Raw genomic sequence first — 16,657 nt, 5'->3', positions numbered from 1 at the left:
ATACGGCGACGGCGCAGGGTAGCAACGCCCTCTTCGCCGAGCAGCGTCATGATGAGCTCGGGGGGAATGAGGTCAGAGAGTGACTCAAACTGGGCGGCATTGCTGGTGTTGAGGAAATCGAGAGCCTAGTCGATATGCATAAAAAATCCGAAACCAATCAACAGGTTTCGGATTTTTACACATCAGGAGGATCGGTCAATGGATCCTTAACTGATCGGCATTAGCCCGCAGGCCCCATCTTTTATTGCATCGGCTCATTGCCGGATCACAGCTTGATCCAGGCATCACTCCATGCGGTTCCCTTGCCGGGCTCATAGGCCCAGGCTGCACCGGAACACCAGCCGGTGTAGGGGTGCGGTTTGCACTCGTAGCTGGCGTCGCCATTGCTGACGCGCTCGCCCGCTTTGTAGGGGGTGCCTGCCTTGTAGGCCGGGTAGTCGCCATCCGGCGGCGTCACGCCCCCCTCTTCCCCTTTGACCAGCAGGGCATGGCTGGCGCTACGGCTCAGACTCCCTTCATCGGTCACCGTCAGTTTGATATCCAGTTTGGTATCGCTGGCCGGCTTGGGCAGAGTCAGCTCCAGAGTCACCTGATCCAGCGCAGGGGCAGCGGCGCCGGTCGGAATGGTCCAGGCATAGCTCAGCGGCTTGCCTTCCGGATCGCTGGAGTACTGGGCGGAGAGGATCACCTTGCTGCCACCTTCGGCCTGCGCCGGGCCGGTGATAGCGGCCACCGGTGGCAGGTTGGTGCCACCACCATTGTCTTCAATCACCAGCTCGGGATAGAAGTGCTGGACGCAGCGGCTGTAGTCACCCTCCTTGAAGGCGCTGAAGCGGGTCTGGTAGCCCACCAGCTTGCACGCATAGCTCTTGCCGCCGTTGGGGTTCTCGGCCACATAGCTCCAGTCCTGCTCCCAGTAGATGGGCAGGGCACCGGAGCCCTGGTTGTCAAAGTACTTCATGTTCTTGCAACCGAGCACTTCGTCAGCGGGTACCGCCACGGCCAGATAGTTGGCAAATTCGCGATAGTAGTTGATGCGGTTCTGGGACTGCGCGTGTTCGGCACTGCCACCACACTCCACCCCGCCGTTGATGATCTGGGTGGTCACCCCGAAACCGGGTACCAGACCGTTCTGCTTGTCGTACTCGTTCGGCTGCCAGGTACCGTCGATGACATGGAGCATGGAGGGCTTGGGCGGCTGCGGATAGGTGTAGAAGAACACCGCGCTGGCGAGGTTCAACCAGCTGTCGGCCACCAGCTCCGGCTGGTCGAGCAGGGTGCGCACCGTGCCGAACATCGCCTCGGAGAAGGGGCCGTAGTTATAGTTGTAAGAGAGCTGCTTGGCACCGCGACCGAAATAGCTCTTGAACTCGCCATTGTCGAAGGTGCCGCATGGCCACTGCTGACCCTGCCATACGCTGGGGCTGCACTCGGCGTTGTAACCACCGCGCATCGCTTCAGTCCACCCCATTTCACGGACATAGACCAGCGCTTGACGCCACTCGGCCTCCGGACGCCAGCTCTCGTGGCCGCCGGTCTCCTGCGCGAAGTGCGCGAACATGGTTGCCAGGGTCTTGCGACAGATGGCCTCGGCATCACGACCATCGCTGTAGTTGCTGCACAGGGCCGGGAACTTGGCCGCCGCCTGCAACAGGCCGCGATAGGTATACTCCGGTGCACGCAGCGGGAACAGGTAGTTGAACTGGCTTTCGCTCAGCAGGCTCTCTACCAGCTTGACGTTGTCCGGGTTATCGGCACGACCCGGTTGCACCGCTTCCACCACCAGATTGTCACGGGTAGCAATGGAGGCCTTGACCGCTTCCATCGCCGGGAAATCGGTCAGCGCCTGCTCTTTGGCATCCAGCTCGGCCTGGCTCATGTAGACAGGGGTGGTGCTGTCATCCGGCGGGGTGGGTGTCGGCGGCGTGGGCTTGTCATCGCCATCGCCATTATCCGGCGGGGTCACTTCCCCTTCGCCGATCAGTTTCCACGGGGTATCCCACTCGTTGGCCACCGCCATGCCGGGAGTCTGACCCGGATTGACCCACCACTTGGCCTCGAACACCTGGCCGTTGTAGTTGACCTGGCTGCCGCCCGGATAGGATTTGTTGATGTCATATGCCTCGGCCGCCCACAGGTGGCCGCTCAGCATCAAGCTGGCAAGCAGAAGGGTGATGCGATTTTTTTTCATTATTGTTGCTCTCTGGCTAAATTTTTCAGCAGGAAAAGACGGGGTCTGAACAGACCCCGTTACCATCATAACGATCTCGACTTAACGGCAGCTTGCCGCCCCGACATCCAGCCAGACATCGTGCTTGCCCGGCTCATTACCTTGAGTCCACCATTTGGCCTTCCACTGACGACCGTTGTGGTTGGTCAGGTCACCGCCGTTGTAGGCAACGGCCGCGTTCCAGCCCAGATCAACCTGACTCAGCAGCGCCCACTGATCGGCGGAACGGCTCGGCTCATTGCCCTGAGTCCAGTACTTGGCACGCCATACCAGCTGGTTGTGGCTCACCTTGTCACCGCCGTTATAGACCTTGCTGGCCTGCCATGCAGGGACGTTGGCTGCTTCCGGGTCGGTGGTGTTGCAGGAGCCACCCTCGCCGCCTTCATTGATCGGGGTAACGGTGAGGCGGGTTGCCGCGTTGGCGTCGAGCGCACCGTCAGAGACGGTCACGGAGAGGTCATAACCGGTTTCGACATCGACCGCCGGGCCGGTGACCACCAGGGTGGCGCTGCTCTGGCCGGTCGCCGTGATACCGGCAGGCACTTGCCATTGATAGATCAGCTCGTCGCCATTAGGGTCGGATGCCTTGGCAGTGATGCTCACCTGTTTGCCCGCTTCCACCTTGACGCTGGCGGGCAGGGTGACCACCGGAGGCAGGTTGGGTTGGGGCGCCTTGTTGGTCACCACCACCTGATCCCTGGCGGTCAGTTGATGGTCATCGGTCACGGTCAGCTCGAACACCAGCGCGGTATCGGCGCTCACGGCATTCACATCGACCCGCACCCTGGCCTGAGTGGTATCGCCCAGCACGCCTGGTAGGCCAGAGAGCTGCTTCCAGCAGTAGGTCAGGGTGCCTTTTTCCGGATCGTGAGAAGCGGAGCCATCCAGCGTCAGGGAGGCCGGACCGGTCACGGTCACATCGCTACCCGCGTTGGCAACCGGCGGCTTGTTGACTGGCGGGGTGATCCCCTCGCCATGGCCGAGCCCTTCGTGCATGGCGTTGAGGATGTCACCGTTGTCGGCATCGATCTCCCAAGAGAAGAGACCACCCAGCTTGTGAGTCAGCACATACTGGCCTTTCGCCTTGACCGAGCGCTCGTCGTCATAGGTGATCAGCTCGCCGGTGGAGGGCTTGAACAGGGTGGCCGCTTCGGCGGTCTCGTCGTAGTTGTACTCCCAACCCGCGCCCATGTGGCCGTTGACGATGTGGCGATAGTCCAGCACACCATCTTCCCAGGTGCCCTTGATCTTGCCGGTGGCGGTACCGGTGAAAGGATCGTTGCCCTGATAGCCGCTCACCCCTTTCCAGCCACGACCATAGGCCGCAGCCCCGATCACCAGCTTCCCGGAATCGACCCCCTGTGCCAGCAGTTGCTGCACCGCAGCATCGGTGTTGTAGCGCTTGTTGGCCGAGCCATTGGTGGCCTGATACAGGTTGGCCTGATGACCCAGAGAGGTGTTGCTCCAGCCACCGTTGTAGTCGTAACTCATCACGAAGAGGTGATCCATGTACTGCTGGGCAGCTTTGTAGTCCACATCCTCAATCTTGTCGTAACCGGCACCGATGGCAGAGGTGAGCTGATAGGTACGACCGGTCTCTGCTTCCAGCTCGTCGAGCATGGCGCGCAGATCCTTCATGATCAGCACATAGGTTTCACCATCTTTGGTCTTGTCCCCCAGATTGGGGTTGGCACCGTCGCCGCCCGGGAACTCATAGTCGATATCGACACCGTCGAAGAACTTCCAGGTCTGCAGGAACTCTTTGACCGAGGCGACGAACAAGTCACGCTTGGCCTTGTCATGCATAAAGAAGAAGGGATCTGAGAGGGTCCAGCCACCGACGGAGGGGAGGATCTTCAGGTCAGGATAGGCCTGTTTGAGGGCCATCAGGTTGCCGAAGTTGCCCTTGTAGGGCTCGTCCCAGGCGACCAGCGAACCCTGCCCTTTTTGCAGTGCCGCCCAGGGGTCGTGAATGGCGACCTGGAAATCCTTGCGACCGGCACAGGAGCGCTGCAGCGCCTGGAAGCTGCCGGAGATCTCCTTGAGGCTGTCGTTGAGGCCATCACCGCCACAGATCGGGGTGAAGCCATAGAGGATATGGGTCAGGTTCTGGGCGGGCAGCTTGTCCACGCTGAAGTTGCGATCGTAGACGCCCCACTCCACATAGTAGGTACCGACCACCTTGCCGGACTTGTTGACATAGGGTTTGTTATTCTCCTGCAGGGCAGGCTTGAGCGGTGCGAGGTGGCTGCCATCGGTATCGGCGACCACGATCTCCTTGGCATCGGACAGGGTGCAGCCATCGCCGTTGCACAGCGCGACCTGCATCTGATAACGGCCCCCCTTGTGCACCTTGAAGGTGGCGGTGCCCGCCGCCGACGAAGGACCGGACCAGACTTCCTTGCCATCCAGCAGCACCTTGGCACTCTGACCGATATCGCCGCTCCAGATGTTCCAGGTGACGGTCACATCGGCGCCATCCTTGACCTTGACCAGCTCGTTATAAGCGGTTGCAGACTGATTGACTTCGACGATGGCAAACTTGGTGGGGCCCCAACCGATGGCGGGTTTGCCCGGTGCGGCAGCATGAGCGGCAGATGAAGCGAGCAGAGTACCGACCATCATGGCCAGCAATGCGGGTTTTGGACTTAGCATATTGCTTTCCTTTACGTTATGGAAAAACGAAAGGGCAACGCAACACGACAGGTAACACAAAAATGGCCACCCCTTGGCAAAGGCAGCCTGCATAACTCTGTGGTGGCCCCGCTATCCTAGGTCGATATGTCCCTTAGACCGGAAGCTTTGCGTCCCGACTTTTCAATCGGTTTGCCCTTGTCACAACTTTATTCTTGGCGATAAATAATCGCGGATTAACTTTAGGGTAATTCGGATAGCTAAGCAAATCCGACCATTGCCAGCCAAGCTGTTGCCAAGCTCACATTTCACTCACTTTTTTAGAATTAACGCTTAATAAACAGACTCATGCATGAAAGGAATGTCATCATCCCCAACCGAAGGCGGCGCGCCATTTATTGATCCAAATCACATCAACACGATAAAAATCAATCAGTAAGCGTATTTCACATCAAAAGACCCATCTGCATCGCAATGTATGAATATATAATCGCCGTTTTGCATGACCATCAGGTGCCTTCATGCCCAGCGATCTCCCCTCACGCACCCGGCTATCCAGATACGACAAATTTGTTCGCCTGACGGTCTACACACTGCCACTGGCGGGGATAATCCTGCTGCTCAACAGCCTCAACGGCTGGCAAAAGGCACCGCTTGCCTGCACCTTGCTGCTCCAGAGCTACCTTATCTGCACCATCTGGCTCTATCGCCACTACCGCTACCATCTGCAGCGCCAGTGGCAGCATCTCAGTGAGGCGCTCCGGATCAACGAAATCACAACCGAGCTGGCCCGCAACTCGGCGCAATACCAGACCGAAGAGGCCTTTCTGGAGGATCTGCTCAGACGGGCCGTGATGTTGATCCCGGGGGCCGAGATGGGCTGCCTGATCAAGCTGCTACCGGGTACAGGGATGTTGAGATATGAAGCGGCCATCGGCATGGATCTGGTGAAGCTGCGGCGGATCAATCTGCCGCTCGAGCACACCTTTCAGTACAAGCTGACTCAGGGGCGCTGCAACAAAACGCTGCTGATCAACGACCTGTCGAAGATCAATGCCACCATGCCCCTGTCCGAACAGGACAAGGAGCTGCTGGTCAACTGCAGCGACCTGCCCATCCGGGCCACCCTGGCGACCCCGATCCATATCGATGGCCAGCTCTACGGCATGATCAATATGGACAGCAGCAAACGCCATGCCTTTACCCGCTATGACAGCCACCTGATGGCGATCCTGGCGCGGGATATTCGCCACGCCATCACCATCTATCAGCAATCCCGCCGCATCTATCAGCTGGCCAATACCGACCAGCTGACCGGCCTCGCCAATCGCCAGCAATTCGAACTCGCTCTGCAGGCACAGCCGGAAAGCACCCTGCTGCTGATCGACATGGACAATCTCAAGCAGCTCAATGACAGCTGCGGCCATCTGGCGGGTGATCAGGCCCTGCGCCTGATCGCAGACGGCATACGCCAACACTTCGGTCAGGGGGTGATTGCCGCCCGTTTTGGCGGGGATGAATTTGTGCTGCTCACCACTCTGGCACCGACCACGCTGCAACAGACAATGACTATACTGGCGACCATGCTGGCCAGCGCCTCACCCACTATCTCGTGCAGCATGGGGATGGCCCCCTATCGCGGCGACTTTGCAGCCGCGTTTGCCAGGGCCGATGCAGCCATGTATCAACACAAGCGGCGCCGCAAGGAGCAGCAGGCAGCACAGATGCCCGCTATCGGGGAGAGCATCAATCACTAGCCCGCAAGGGCCGCAGTCGTCGAGCAAGAGACAAGAAGGGAAGCGAAACAGGTTGGCAGGCCTGCCAGCATTTAATTGTGCGGGGAGAAAAAACGGGGCATGACCGGCATGCCCCGTGACCATTCAACTCTTATTTATTTACAGCTGGCGGCCCCCACATCCTGCCAGACGTCGTGTTTGCCGGGCTCATTGCCCTTGGTCCAGTACTGCGCCTTCCACTGACGACCGTTATGGGTGGTGATCTCGCCACCGTTGTAGGCCACATTGGCATCCCAACCCAGTTGCACCTTGCTCACCAGCAGCCACTGATCCGCGGTGCGGCTCGGCTCGTTGCCCTGAGTCCAGTACTTGGCCTGCCAAACCAGCTGGTTGTGGCTCACCTTGTCGCCGCTGTTATAGGTGCTTGCCGCTTTCCAGACTGGCCAATTGACTGCATCCGGATCGGTCGCCGTGCAACCACCGCCGCTGCTGGCCGGTTTGACCGTCAGACGGGTTGTCGCGCTGGCATCCAGCCCACCGTCGGAGACGGTGAGGCTCAGGTCATAACCGGTGTCGCTGGTCACGCTCGGGCCGGTGACCACCAAAGTGGCGCTGTTCTGGCCCGTTGCGGTGATGCCTGCCGGCACGCTCCACTGATAGGTCAGGGGATCGCCATTGGGATCGGAGGCGGTCGCCTTGATGGTCACCTGCTTGCCCGCCTCCACAGAGGCCGTGGCAGGTACACTCACCACCGGCGCCAGGTTGACTTGCGGCGCCTTGTTGGTCACCACCACCTGATCACGGGCAGTGAGGTTGTGGTCATCGGTCACCGTCAGCTCGAACACCAGATTGATGTCGGCAGCCACCGCGTCCAGCACCACACGGGCCTTGGCCTGAGTGGCATCGAGCAAACCAGCCTGCGGCCCGGAGATCTGCTTCCAGCTGTAGCCGAGTGCGCTGTTCTCCGGATCGTGGGAGGCCGAACCATCCAGCGTCACCTCGGTCGGGCCGGTCACCTTGAGGTCACTGCCCGCGTTGGCCAGCGGCGGCTTGTTGGCCGGTGGCGTGACGCCACTGCCGTGACCCAGCCCCTCGTGCATGGCGTTGAGGATATCGCCGTTGTCGGCATCGATCACCCAGGAGAAGAGGCCACCGAGCTGATTGGAGAGCACATACTGCCCCTTGGCCTTGACCGAACGCTCGTTGTCATAGGTGATGAGATCGCCGGTCGCCGCCTTGAACAGATAGGGCCCCTCGGCCACCTCGTCATAGCCCTGCTCCCAGCCTGCGCCCATCCGGTTGTTGACGATGTCGCGGTAATCCACCACCCCGTCCTCCCAGGTTCCCTTCACCTTGTCAGTGGCCGTGCCGGTGAAGGGATTGTTGCCCTGATAACCGCTCACTCCGGTCCAACCACGACCATACATGGCAGCTCCGACCACCAGCTTGCCGGGCTCAACCCCCTGCGCCAGCAACTGCCTGACCGCCTTGTCGGTGGTGTATTTGGTATCGGGATCCCAGCTCGCCGCATAGAGGTTGGTCTGGTGACCCAGCTCGGTCTTGCTCCAGCCACCGTTGTAGTCGTAGGTCATCATGAAGATGTGATCCATGTAGGGCTGGGCCGCCTTGTAGTCCACATCCTGGATCTTGTCGCCCCCCGCCCCGATGGCCGAGGTGAGCTCATACTGGCGCCCGGTCTCGGCCTCCAGCTCGTCGAGCATGGCGCGCAGCTCCTTCATCAGCACCACATAGGTGGCACCATCGCTCGGGCTGCCCAGTTTCGGGTTGGCACCCTGTCCACCCGGATACTCCCAGTCGATATCCACGCCATCGAAGAACTTCCAGGTCTGCAGGAACTCTTTTACCGAGCCGACGAATACATCGCGCTTGGTTTTGTCACCGAGGAAGTAGAAGGGGTCGGAGAGGGTCCAGCCGCCGACCGAGGGGAGGATCTTGAGGTTCGGATAGGCCTGCTTGAGCGCCATCAGAGCGCCAAAGTTGCCCTTGTAGGGCTCATCATGGGCGGTGAGGCTGCCTTGCGGCATCTGGATGGCGGCCCAGGGATCGTGCATCGCCACCTTGAAGTCGGCGCGACCGGCACACGCCCGCTGCAGCGCCTGGAAGCTCCCTTCGATCTCCTTGAGGCTGTCGTTGAGGCCATCACCGCCGCAGATGGGGGTGAAACCATAGAGGATATGGGTCAGGTTCTGGGCCGGGATCTTGTCGACCGTAAACTTGCGGCCATAGACGCCCCACTCCACGTAGTAGGTGCCCACCACCTTGCCGGACTTGTTGGCGTAAGGCTTGTTGTTCTCCTGCAGCGGGGACTTGAGTGGCGCCAGATGGCTGCCGTCAGTATCGGCAACCACGATCTCCTTGGCATCAGAGAGGGTGCAGCCATCGGCGTTGCACAGCGCCACCTGCATCTGATAGCGCCCCCCCTTCTTCACCTTGAATGTGGCGCTGCCCGCCGCGGCGGAAGGGCCGGACCACACCTCCTGACCATTGAGCAGCACCTTGGCACTCTGGCCCAGATCGCCGCTCCAGAGGTTCCAGTTCACCTCCACATCGGCGCCATCCTTTACCTTGACCAGATTGTTGTAGGCAGTGGCCGCCTGATCGACTTCGACGATGGAAAACTTGGTGGGGCCCCATCCGATGGTCGGCTTGCCGGGCGCCGCAGCATAAGCAGACGAGGCACAGCAGAGACCGACCGCGAGGGCCAGCATGGTAGGCTTTGGACTTAGCATTTTTTATATTTCCCTATTTCGTTATGTTGGCAACGAAAAGGGCTACGCCCTGACAGGTAACGCAGACAGCAGTGCAACCTCTTGGCAAAGGTGCACAACAACCTGTGGTGGCCCCGCTATCTCAAGTACGGCTCATCCCTGGACCGGAAGCTTTGCGTCCCGATCTCACGATCGGTTTGCCCTTCGGTTACTTCATTCGCGATGAAAATAATCGCATCCCGACTATAGAGTGAGCCGATCCGGTCCGCTACTGTCGGCGTTTACCGACAGTGACAAGCCAATGCAGCAATGGATTGCCATCACGCAAGAATGTGAAGGCATCTTCGCCGATAAAACTCTGTTCTCAGCATTCATCCATGACCACGGCCCGCGCAACCATTGCGTGGTTTTGTGAGCCTGTTCACGGCTTGCCATCCCGGATGCGGCTATCGCAGCAGCAGGCTGTTCATCAGGGCCCGCAGTTTGAGCGGTTTGACCGGCTTGCTGATGTAGCCATACCCCCTCTCGCGGATCTGCGCCTGCAACTCGCTCTTGCGATCGGCGCTGATGATGATGCCTCCCAGCTCGTCACCACATACCCGTTGCAAGGCAGCCAGCGCCTCCAGCCCGGTCTTGCCGTCGTCGAGGTGATAGTCAGAGAGCACGAGTCTCGGCACAAACCCGTCTGCCACCAGCGTCTCGGCTTCGGCCAGATCGACGGCGCAGCGTACCTCGCAGCCCCAACGGCTAAGCAGGGTGCTCATGGCGGTCAGAATGTCCCGCTCGTTATCGATGCAGAGCACGGTCACCCCCTCCAGCTGGCTGTCGCGCACTACCGGCGCCGCCAGCTGATGAGCCGTGACCGGCCGGGTCGCCAGATTGAGGGTCACCGCAAAAACCGATCCCTTACCCGGCCAGCTCTGCAGGGTGAGCTGATGACCGAGCACCTGCGAGATGCCGCGGGCGATGGCGAGCCCCAGACCCAGCCCCTGCTCCTTGGCGGCGCGGGAGTGATCGAGGCGGGAGAACTCGTCGAAAATTGCCTCCTGTTTGTCCTGCGGAATGCCGGGGCCATTGTCCCACACCTCGATACGGATCTTCTCCCCCATCCGGCGACAACCGAGCAGCACCCGGCCACCCGGGTTGTAGCGAAACGCATTGGTGAGGAAGTTCTGCAGCACCCGGCGCAGCAGCCGCACATCGCTGTGCACCGCGTGCTTGCTCTCCACCACCGAGAAGTGGATACCCCCCGCCTGCGCCAGCACACCAAACTCCGCCTTGAGGTTGTCGAACAAATCGCGCAGGGCAAAATCGAGCTTCTTGGCCTTGAACTTGCCCGCTTCGAGTCGCGAAATATCGAGCAGATCGGTGATGAGATCCTCGGTCGCCCCCAACGCATCGTCGATATGGTGGGCGATGCGGGCCTGCTCGCCAGCCGCGGGCAGCATCTCCAGCAAGGAGGAGGTAAACAGCTTGGCCGCATTGAGGGGCTGGGTCAGATCGTGGCTGACCGCCGCCAGAAAACGGCTCTTGGAATGGTTGGCCCGCTCCACCTGCTGGTTCACCAGCAGCAGCTGGCGGTTAAGTTCGGAGAGCTCGTGGGTACGCTCGGCCACCCTCGCCTCCAGATGTTCGTTCGCTTCGCGCAGCACCCGCTCGGCATCCCGAAACGGGGTGATGTCAGTAAAGGTCATGACGAAGCCGCCGGCGGGCATGGGGTTGCCCTGCATCTCGATCACCCGGCCGTCGGGGCGCTCCCGCGCCGAGATATGGGCGCTGCCGCGCTTCATAAAGGCGACCCGCCGTGCCACGTGATCCTCGATATCGCCGGGGCCACAGAGCCCCTGCTGGGCGTTGTAGCGGATGATCTCCTTGATGGAGCGCCCCGCCTGAATAAGCCCCGGCGGATAGTGGAACAGCTCGATGTAACGGCGGTTCCAGGCCACCAGCCGAAGCTCCCTGTCCACCACAGAGATCCCCTGCCCGATATGCTCGATCGCCCCTTGCAGCAGGCCGCGGTTGAAGCGAAACACGTCGGAGGCCTCATCGACAATGGTGGCGATCTCCTCGAGCTGCATGTTGCGCCCCTGCAGGGCCGAGGCGAGCACCAGCCGTGCCGACGAGGTACCAAACACCCCCGCCAGCAGCCGCTCGGTGTGGGCGATCAATTCGGCCGAGGCCTGCATCTGCGGAGCAAGCGTGCCGCCCCGCTCACCGGCGAAGCGACCAAAGGCGCGCTTGACCCGGCTTGAACCGACGAAACGGGCCGCCAGCATCTCCAGCTCCTTGACCGAGACCCGCGCCTGATAGAGGGCGGCGGTATCGCGGCTCGGCTTGCCGACAAAGTTGGCCGCCTGCAGCCGCTCGCTCACCGCAGGGCGCGACAACAGGGAACCGGCCACATAGCCGAGCAGGTTGAAGAGCAAGCTCAGGAAGATGCACCAGGCCCCGAGGCTCAGCTCGCGAAACGCGGGCCAGTCCGGCGGCGCCAGCAGCTCGGCCAGCGGTGAACCGGCCAGCAAGCCACTCTCCACCAACAGGGTCACGAACCAGAGGCTCACCCCGAGGCTCAACCCAAGATAGACCCCCTTGCGATTGCCGTGACGCCAGTAGAGGCCGAGCAGCAGGGCCGGCGCAAACTGCGCCACCGCGCCAAAGGAGAGATAGCCGATGCGGGAGAGACTGGTGAGATCGCCGAGCCAGAGGTAGAGCCCCCAGGCCGCCAGCAAGATCAGCAGGATGGCGCCACGGCGCACCTGCAACAGCAGCCGTACCAGCCGCTCGTCGCGCCCCTGCCGCCAGAAGCGGCGCAGCAGCACCGGCAACACCAGATCGTTGCTCACCATGATCGCCAGCGCGATGGTGCAGACGATCACCATGCCGGTAGCCGCCGAGGTGCCGCCGAGGAAGGCCAGCATCGCCATGCCATCGAACCCGAGGGCCATCGGCAGGCTGATCACATAGGTGTCGGAGGCCATGTCGGCCCCCACCCACTGCTTGCCCGCCAGCGCCAGCGGCCAGATAAAGAGCCCCATCACGAACAGGTAGAGCGGGAAGATCCAGCGCGCCCAGTGCAGATCCTGCCCCTGATTGTTCTCCACCACAGTCACATGAAACTGGCGCGGCAGGCAGATGACGGCGCACATCGCCAGCACCGTATAGATGGCAAGCTCCAGCAGGTTGCCGGGGCTCACCGCCACCACCTGCGCAAAGAAGTCGCGGGTCACCTGCTCGTGAGCTTCGCCGGGTTTGCTCAAGATCAACCAGAGGGCGAAGCCCCCCACCGCGATAAAGGCCAGCAATTTGACCACCGACTCGAAGGCGATGGCCACCACCATCCCCCTGTGGTGCTCGGTGGCATCGAGATGGCGGGTGCCGAACAGGATGCTGAACAGCGCCAGCAGCAGGGTAACCCCGAGCGCCAGCTCGCTGGTATTGCTGGTCGGGCTGATGCCGCCACTGTTGACCATCAGCAGATCCAGCCCGGTGACGATGGCTTTCAGTTGCAGCACCAGATAGGGGAGGATCCCCATGATGGCGATGAGAGAGATCACCATGGCAAGCCGCTGGGACTTGCCATAACGGGCGGCGATAAAGTCGGCGATGGAGGTGATGTGCTCACGCTTGGCCACCAGAATGAGGCGGGCCAGCAGCCGCCAGCCAAACAGGAAGACCAGCATGGGGCCAAGGTAGATGGGCACCGGTGACCAGGGGGATTCACTCGCCTGCCCGACGGTGCCGAAGAAGGTCCAGGAGGTGCAGTAGACCGCTAGCGACAGACTGTAGAGCAGCGGTTGCCCCTTGAGACGGTGCCGTTTGTGCTTGTCTGCCACGAAGGCGATCAGAAACAGCAGCCCCAGATAGGTGAACGACAATCCGATCAGCAGCCATCCCTGGTGCATCGATAACTCCTTGTCCATGTTGAGTTTTTGTATACAACCTCGCCAGTCTAGAGAGGCGGCAGCCAAAAGTCATCCCCTTCGGACAGATTGAAATTATCGTTTTTCAATAAGTTTTGCCTTGACTGAATATCGTAAAACGATAAACATTCGCCCATCCGCATATTGATAAACAATAAACTTCAAGCCATTTCGCCAGCGGGATGGCACCCACCATGAGGTTCATGATGAGAACGACCAAACTCGAACGCCTGAGTGTTCTGATCGAGTGGCTGCTGCTGTTTGCCCTGCTCGCTACCCCCACCATTACCCTGATGGAGACCTGGTCCCACCTGTTTGGCGGCAATGACCTGCTGCAAGAGGAGCTCAACCAGGTCATTCACAGCAGCGGCTCGCACATTCTCAATGGCGTGCCGCTGGCCCATAGTGAAACGCCGTCTCTCGACCTCTTGCCAGAGCCCCCGCTTACCATGGCCGACTATCCGCTGCGCACCGCCAACCGGCTGCTCGGCACCCTGGTGCAGTTGCTGCCGGATCTGGTCTTCATGCTGATGCTGTGGCAACTGCGCCAGCTGTTTCGCGGCTACCGCCACGGCCTGCTGTTCACCTTCGAGCAGATCCGCCGCTACCGGCAGATCGGAGTGCTGCTCTGCGTCTCCTTCCTGGTCGAGCTGATCCAGACCCCCTTGCTCGATACCGTCCTCACCATGAGCGGCCCCGAGATACATGGCTCCGTCTCCATCAGCTCGTCCGATTTCCGGCTGCTGCTGGCGGGCCTCATCGTGCTGGCGCTGGCACTGGTGATGCGCGAGGCCAAACTGCTGGCCGACGAACAGCAACTGACGGTGTGAGGATCTTATGCCCATTATCATCCGGCTCGATGCCCTGCTGGCCGACCGCAAGATGACCGCTCGCGAGCTGGCGCAGCGCATCGACATCACCGAGGCCAACCTCTCGATCCTCAAGAATGGCCACGCCAAGGCGGTGCGCTTCTCCACCCTGGAGGCCATCTGCCGTGAACTCAAATGCCAGCCCGGCGATCTGCTGGGCTACGAGCAGGAGCGCTAACCCCCTTATGAGTCGTCATATCACCCTGTTTGCCCTGTGGCTGCTGCCACTGTGGGCCTGCGCCGCCGATGGCGCGAACGGCCCCCGCTACCTTATCGAGCAGGGCGCCAGCGCCAATGTGCTGCAAATACGCCTCACCATGCAGGGCGAGCCCCCCTTTACCCTGCTCCCCGCCCGCCAGTTGCCGGGCAGTGCCGCGCCGGTTTCCCCCGCGCTGGTCTGCCTTGCAGACAACCAGCCGGTTGCCCTCAACCAGCCCTTCTCCTGCAAAGAGGTTGGCTGGCAGATCACCCTCACACCGGCTCCGGCACTGGGAGCGGATGCCTCGGCCCAACAGTCGCTGCTGTTTGCCCCCGACCAGTGGCTATTGACCGAATGGGGCAATCTGGTGCGCCAGCTTGGGAGCCGCCAAGGGAAGGTGTGTCTGCCAGATGGCAACTGCCAACCGCTGCCGGATGTCAACCAGCCGCCGCTGATCCTGCCGTTTGGTCTGGACACTGTGCCCGTCACCAAGCCGGATCCGCGGCTGGTGCTGAGCCATGACGAGACCGCCAATCAGCTCGATCTGCCGGCCTTGCAGCAGCAACTGAATGAGATCATCGACTATCTGGCCTTCCAGCTCGATGTGGATCCGCCCACTCCCCCATGGCAACTGGTGTGGCTGGGGCGGGATGTAGCGACCCGCTCCCTCGGCGGTGCCGCCGGGGATCAGGTATTTGTCGCCAACTACCCCACCATGCATGGCAAGCCGACGCCACAGGCCCCCTTGCGCCTGCTGCGCACCTCGGCCCACGAGGCGGTACACATCCTCAGCGCGCGCCGCACAACTTCACAGCCCAGTTGGGTCAACGAGAGCCTCGCCGAATACCTCGCCATCAAGGCACTGCGCCGCTTTCGGCTGCATCAGGTCACGGCGGTCAACGAGCTGGCCGAGCGGGGCAAACAGCTGCCCCATAACGAGAGCGGCCTCTATCGGGCGGCTCGTGAGGTGATGGCTGGCGATCGCTCCTACTACCCGCTCTTTTACGTCAAGGGGAGCGCCTTCTGGGAAGCGCTGGAGCGGGAGCTGCAACACAATGACGTGACGCTTGCCCGACTGCTGCCCCAACTGGGCTGGCTGCCGGATGGCCGCTTTGATGCCGCCGCCAATGAGCTGCTGGCAGGCACCATCGGCTCGGATACCTGGCGCCGGCTCAGCCGCCACTATCTTGGCGAGCAGCAGTAACGCCGCTAACCGCAGCAACGAAAAAGGGAGAGCCGTGGCTCTCCCTTTTTCCAGGTGATGATTCAGACAGAGCTGTATCAGGCCGGAGCACTCTCCTGTGCAGAGGGCGCAAAGGGGCGCAGCCGCAGGAAGAACACCGGCAACACCACCAGCACCATCAGGAAGAAAATGCCACCGCCGATAGGCTCGAACAGTACGCCACAAATCGCCATCAGGGCCGCCACTGTCATGCCGAGGCCAAGGGCCGCATAGAGCGCCTGGGTCGGGATCAACTGCTCGGCAGGCAGCTGGCGAGTCATGAAACGCACCGCCCCGAGATGACTCATGCCAAAGGTGACCGAGTGGAGCAGTTGACCCAACACCAGCACCCATAGCTCGGTCGAGGCCCCCAGCAATACCCAGCGCACCACACAACCGATGGCACCGGCGATAAAGAGGCTCTGGGCGCCAAAGCGCTGCAAGAACCGCTTGTCGGCGGCGAACATGCAGATCTCCGCCACCACCCCGAGCGCCCAGAGATAGCCGATGATGGTGCCGCTATACCCTTGCGCCTTCCAGTAGATGGCGCTGAAACCGTAATAGGCGGCATGGCTCCCCTGCAGCAGCGCGGTCAGCAGCAAAAAACGGCGCACCGGGGCGCTGCGCAGGGTTGCCAGCAAAGAGGCCTTGGCGCGCTCGCCCTGACTATCCTGTGGCGCCGGATAGAGCGGCAGCCAGCTGAGCAGCAGCATCAGCACCAGCCCCGCCACCATAGTGTGCAAAATCCACTCGCTACCGAAGTTACCCACCAACGCCCCCACCAGCGTCGAGGCGACGATAAAGGCAAAGGAACCGCACAGCCGCACCTTGCCGTAATCGAGGTGGGCCTGCACCACCATGCGGGTCGCCAGCGCCTCTCCCACCGGCATCAGGGTCGGATAGATAAAGTTCGCCAGCAGAGTCAAGCCCACCAGCCACCAGAGGTTATGACTGAGGTAGAAGCCGAGAAACGCCAGCAGACTGAGCAGGGAGAGCAATCGGGTAACCGGTAGCAGATGGCCCGCCCCCTTGATCTGCCCCATCACCATCAGGTTGCCGGCAAAGCGGATCGCCATCCCCGCCCCCAGCAGGAGACCAATCATCTCGGCGCTGACGCC

At 61.3% G+C, this 16,657-nt stretch carries 9 protein-coding genes and 2 riboswitches; of the genes, 4 read left to right on the top strand and 5 right to left on the bottom strand.

The annotated features are described in order from the left end of the window. Positions 1-265 precede the first annotated feature (265 nt). Complete coding sequence (locus BN1115_RS06210; protein WP_042656497.1) at positions 266-2,191, bottom strand: glycoside hydrolase family 19 protein; 1,926 nt, start codon at positions 2,189-2,191, stop codon at positions 266-268. 81 nt (positions 2,192-2,272) lie between these two features. Then, positions 2,273-4,885 carry a glycosyl hydrolase family 18 protein gene (locus tag BN1115_RS06205; protein WP_042656496.1) on the bottom strand — a complete coding sequence of 871 codons (2,613 nt, stop codon included), beginning with the start codon at positions 4,883-4,885 and terminating at the stop codon, positions 2,273-2,275. Between the two features lie 98 nt (positions 4,886-4,983). Beyond that, a riboswitch (cyclic di-GMP riboswitch) is annotated at positions 4,984-5,071 on the bottom strand. A gap of 314 nt (positions 5,072-5,385) precedes the next feature. Here BN1115_RS06205 and BN1115_RS06200 point away from each other — a divergent pair. Then, on the top strand, positions 5,386-6,621 hold the full coding sequence (locus BN1115_RS06200; RefSeq protein WP_042656495.1) for a sensor domain-containing diguanylate cyclase: 1,236 nt from the start codon (positions 5,386-5,388) through the stop codon (positions 6,619-6,621). 134 nt (positions 6,622-6,755) lie between these two features. Here the strand turns inward: BN1115_RS06200 and BN1115_RS06195 are convergent, their stop codons facing one another. Together BN1115_RS06195 and BN1115_RS06190 are read right to left on the bottom strand one after the other, a co-directional pair. Then, positions 6,756-9,350 carry a glycosyl hydrolase family 18 protein gene (locus tag BN1115_RS06195; RefSeq protein ID WP_042656494.1) on the bottom strand — a complete coding sequence of 865 codons (2,595 nt, stop codon included), beginning with the start codon at positions 9,348-9,350 and terminating at the stop codon, positions 6,756-6,758. Between the two features lie 103 nt (positions 9,351-9,453). Continuing rightward, positions 9,454-9,541, bottom strand: a riboswitch (cyclic di-GMP riboswitch). A gap of 234 nt (positions 9,542-9,775) precedes the next feature. Further along, on the bottom strand, positions 9,776-13,231 hold the full coding sequence (locus tag BN1115_RS06190; RefSeq protein ID WP_042656493.1) for a hybrid sensor histidine kinase/response regulator: 3,456 nt from the start codon (positions 13,229-13,231) through the stop codon (positions 9,776-9,778). A 224-nt stretch (positions 13,232-13,455) separates the two neighbouring features. On the opposite strand from BN1115_RS06190, the gene BN1115_RS06185 reads away from it, so the two are divergent. Genes BN1115_RS06185 through BN1115_RS06175 form a run of 3 tightly spaced genes read left to right on the top strand, consistent with a single transcriptional unit; the run spans position 13,456 to position 15,521 of the window. After that, a complete protein-coding gene (locus BN1115_RS06185) occupies positions 13,456-14,079 on the top strand; it encodes a DUF2975 domain-containing protein (protein ID WP_042656492.1) in 624 nt (207 codons plus the stop codon). A 7-nt stretch (positions 14,080-14,086) separates the two neighbouring features. Next, entirely contained in the window at positions 14,087-14,296 is a 210-nt protein-coding gene (locus BN1115_RS06180; RefSeq protein WP_042656491.1) for a helix-turn-helix domain-containing protein, read from the top strand. Positions 14,297-14,303: 7 nt separating this feature from the next. After that, positions 14,304-15,521, top strand: a complete 1,218-nt coding sequence (locus BN1115_RS06175) for a hypothetical protein (RefSeq protein WP_042656490.1) — start codon at positions 14,304-14,306, stop codon at positions 15,519-15,521. A 77-nt stretch (positions 15,522-15,598) separates the two neighbouring features. Here the strand turns inward: BN1115_RS06175 and BN1115_RS06170 are convergent. Then, the coding region (locus BN1115_RS06170) for a 3-phenylpropionate MFS transporter (RefSeq protein WP_050070495.1) at positions 15,599-16,657 on the bottom strand (1,059 nt) is incomplete at its 5' end.

The sequence above is a fragment of the Aeromonas allosaccharophila genome (assembly GCF_000819685.1).
Classification (GTDB): Bacteria; Pseudomonadota; Gammaproteobacteria; order Enterobacterales; family Aeromonadaceae; genus Aeromonas; species Aeromonas allosaccharophila.
This window is presented reverse-complemented; position numbering and strand designations above follow the sequence as displayed.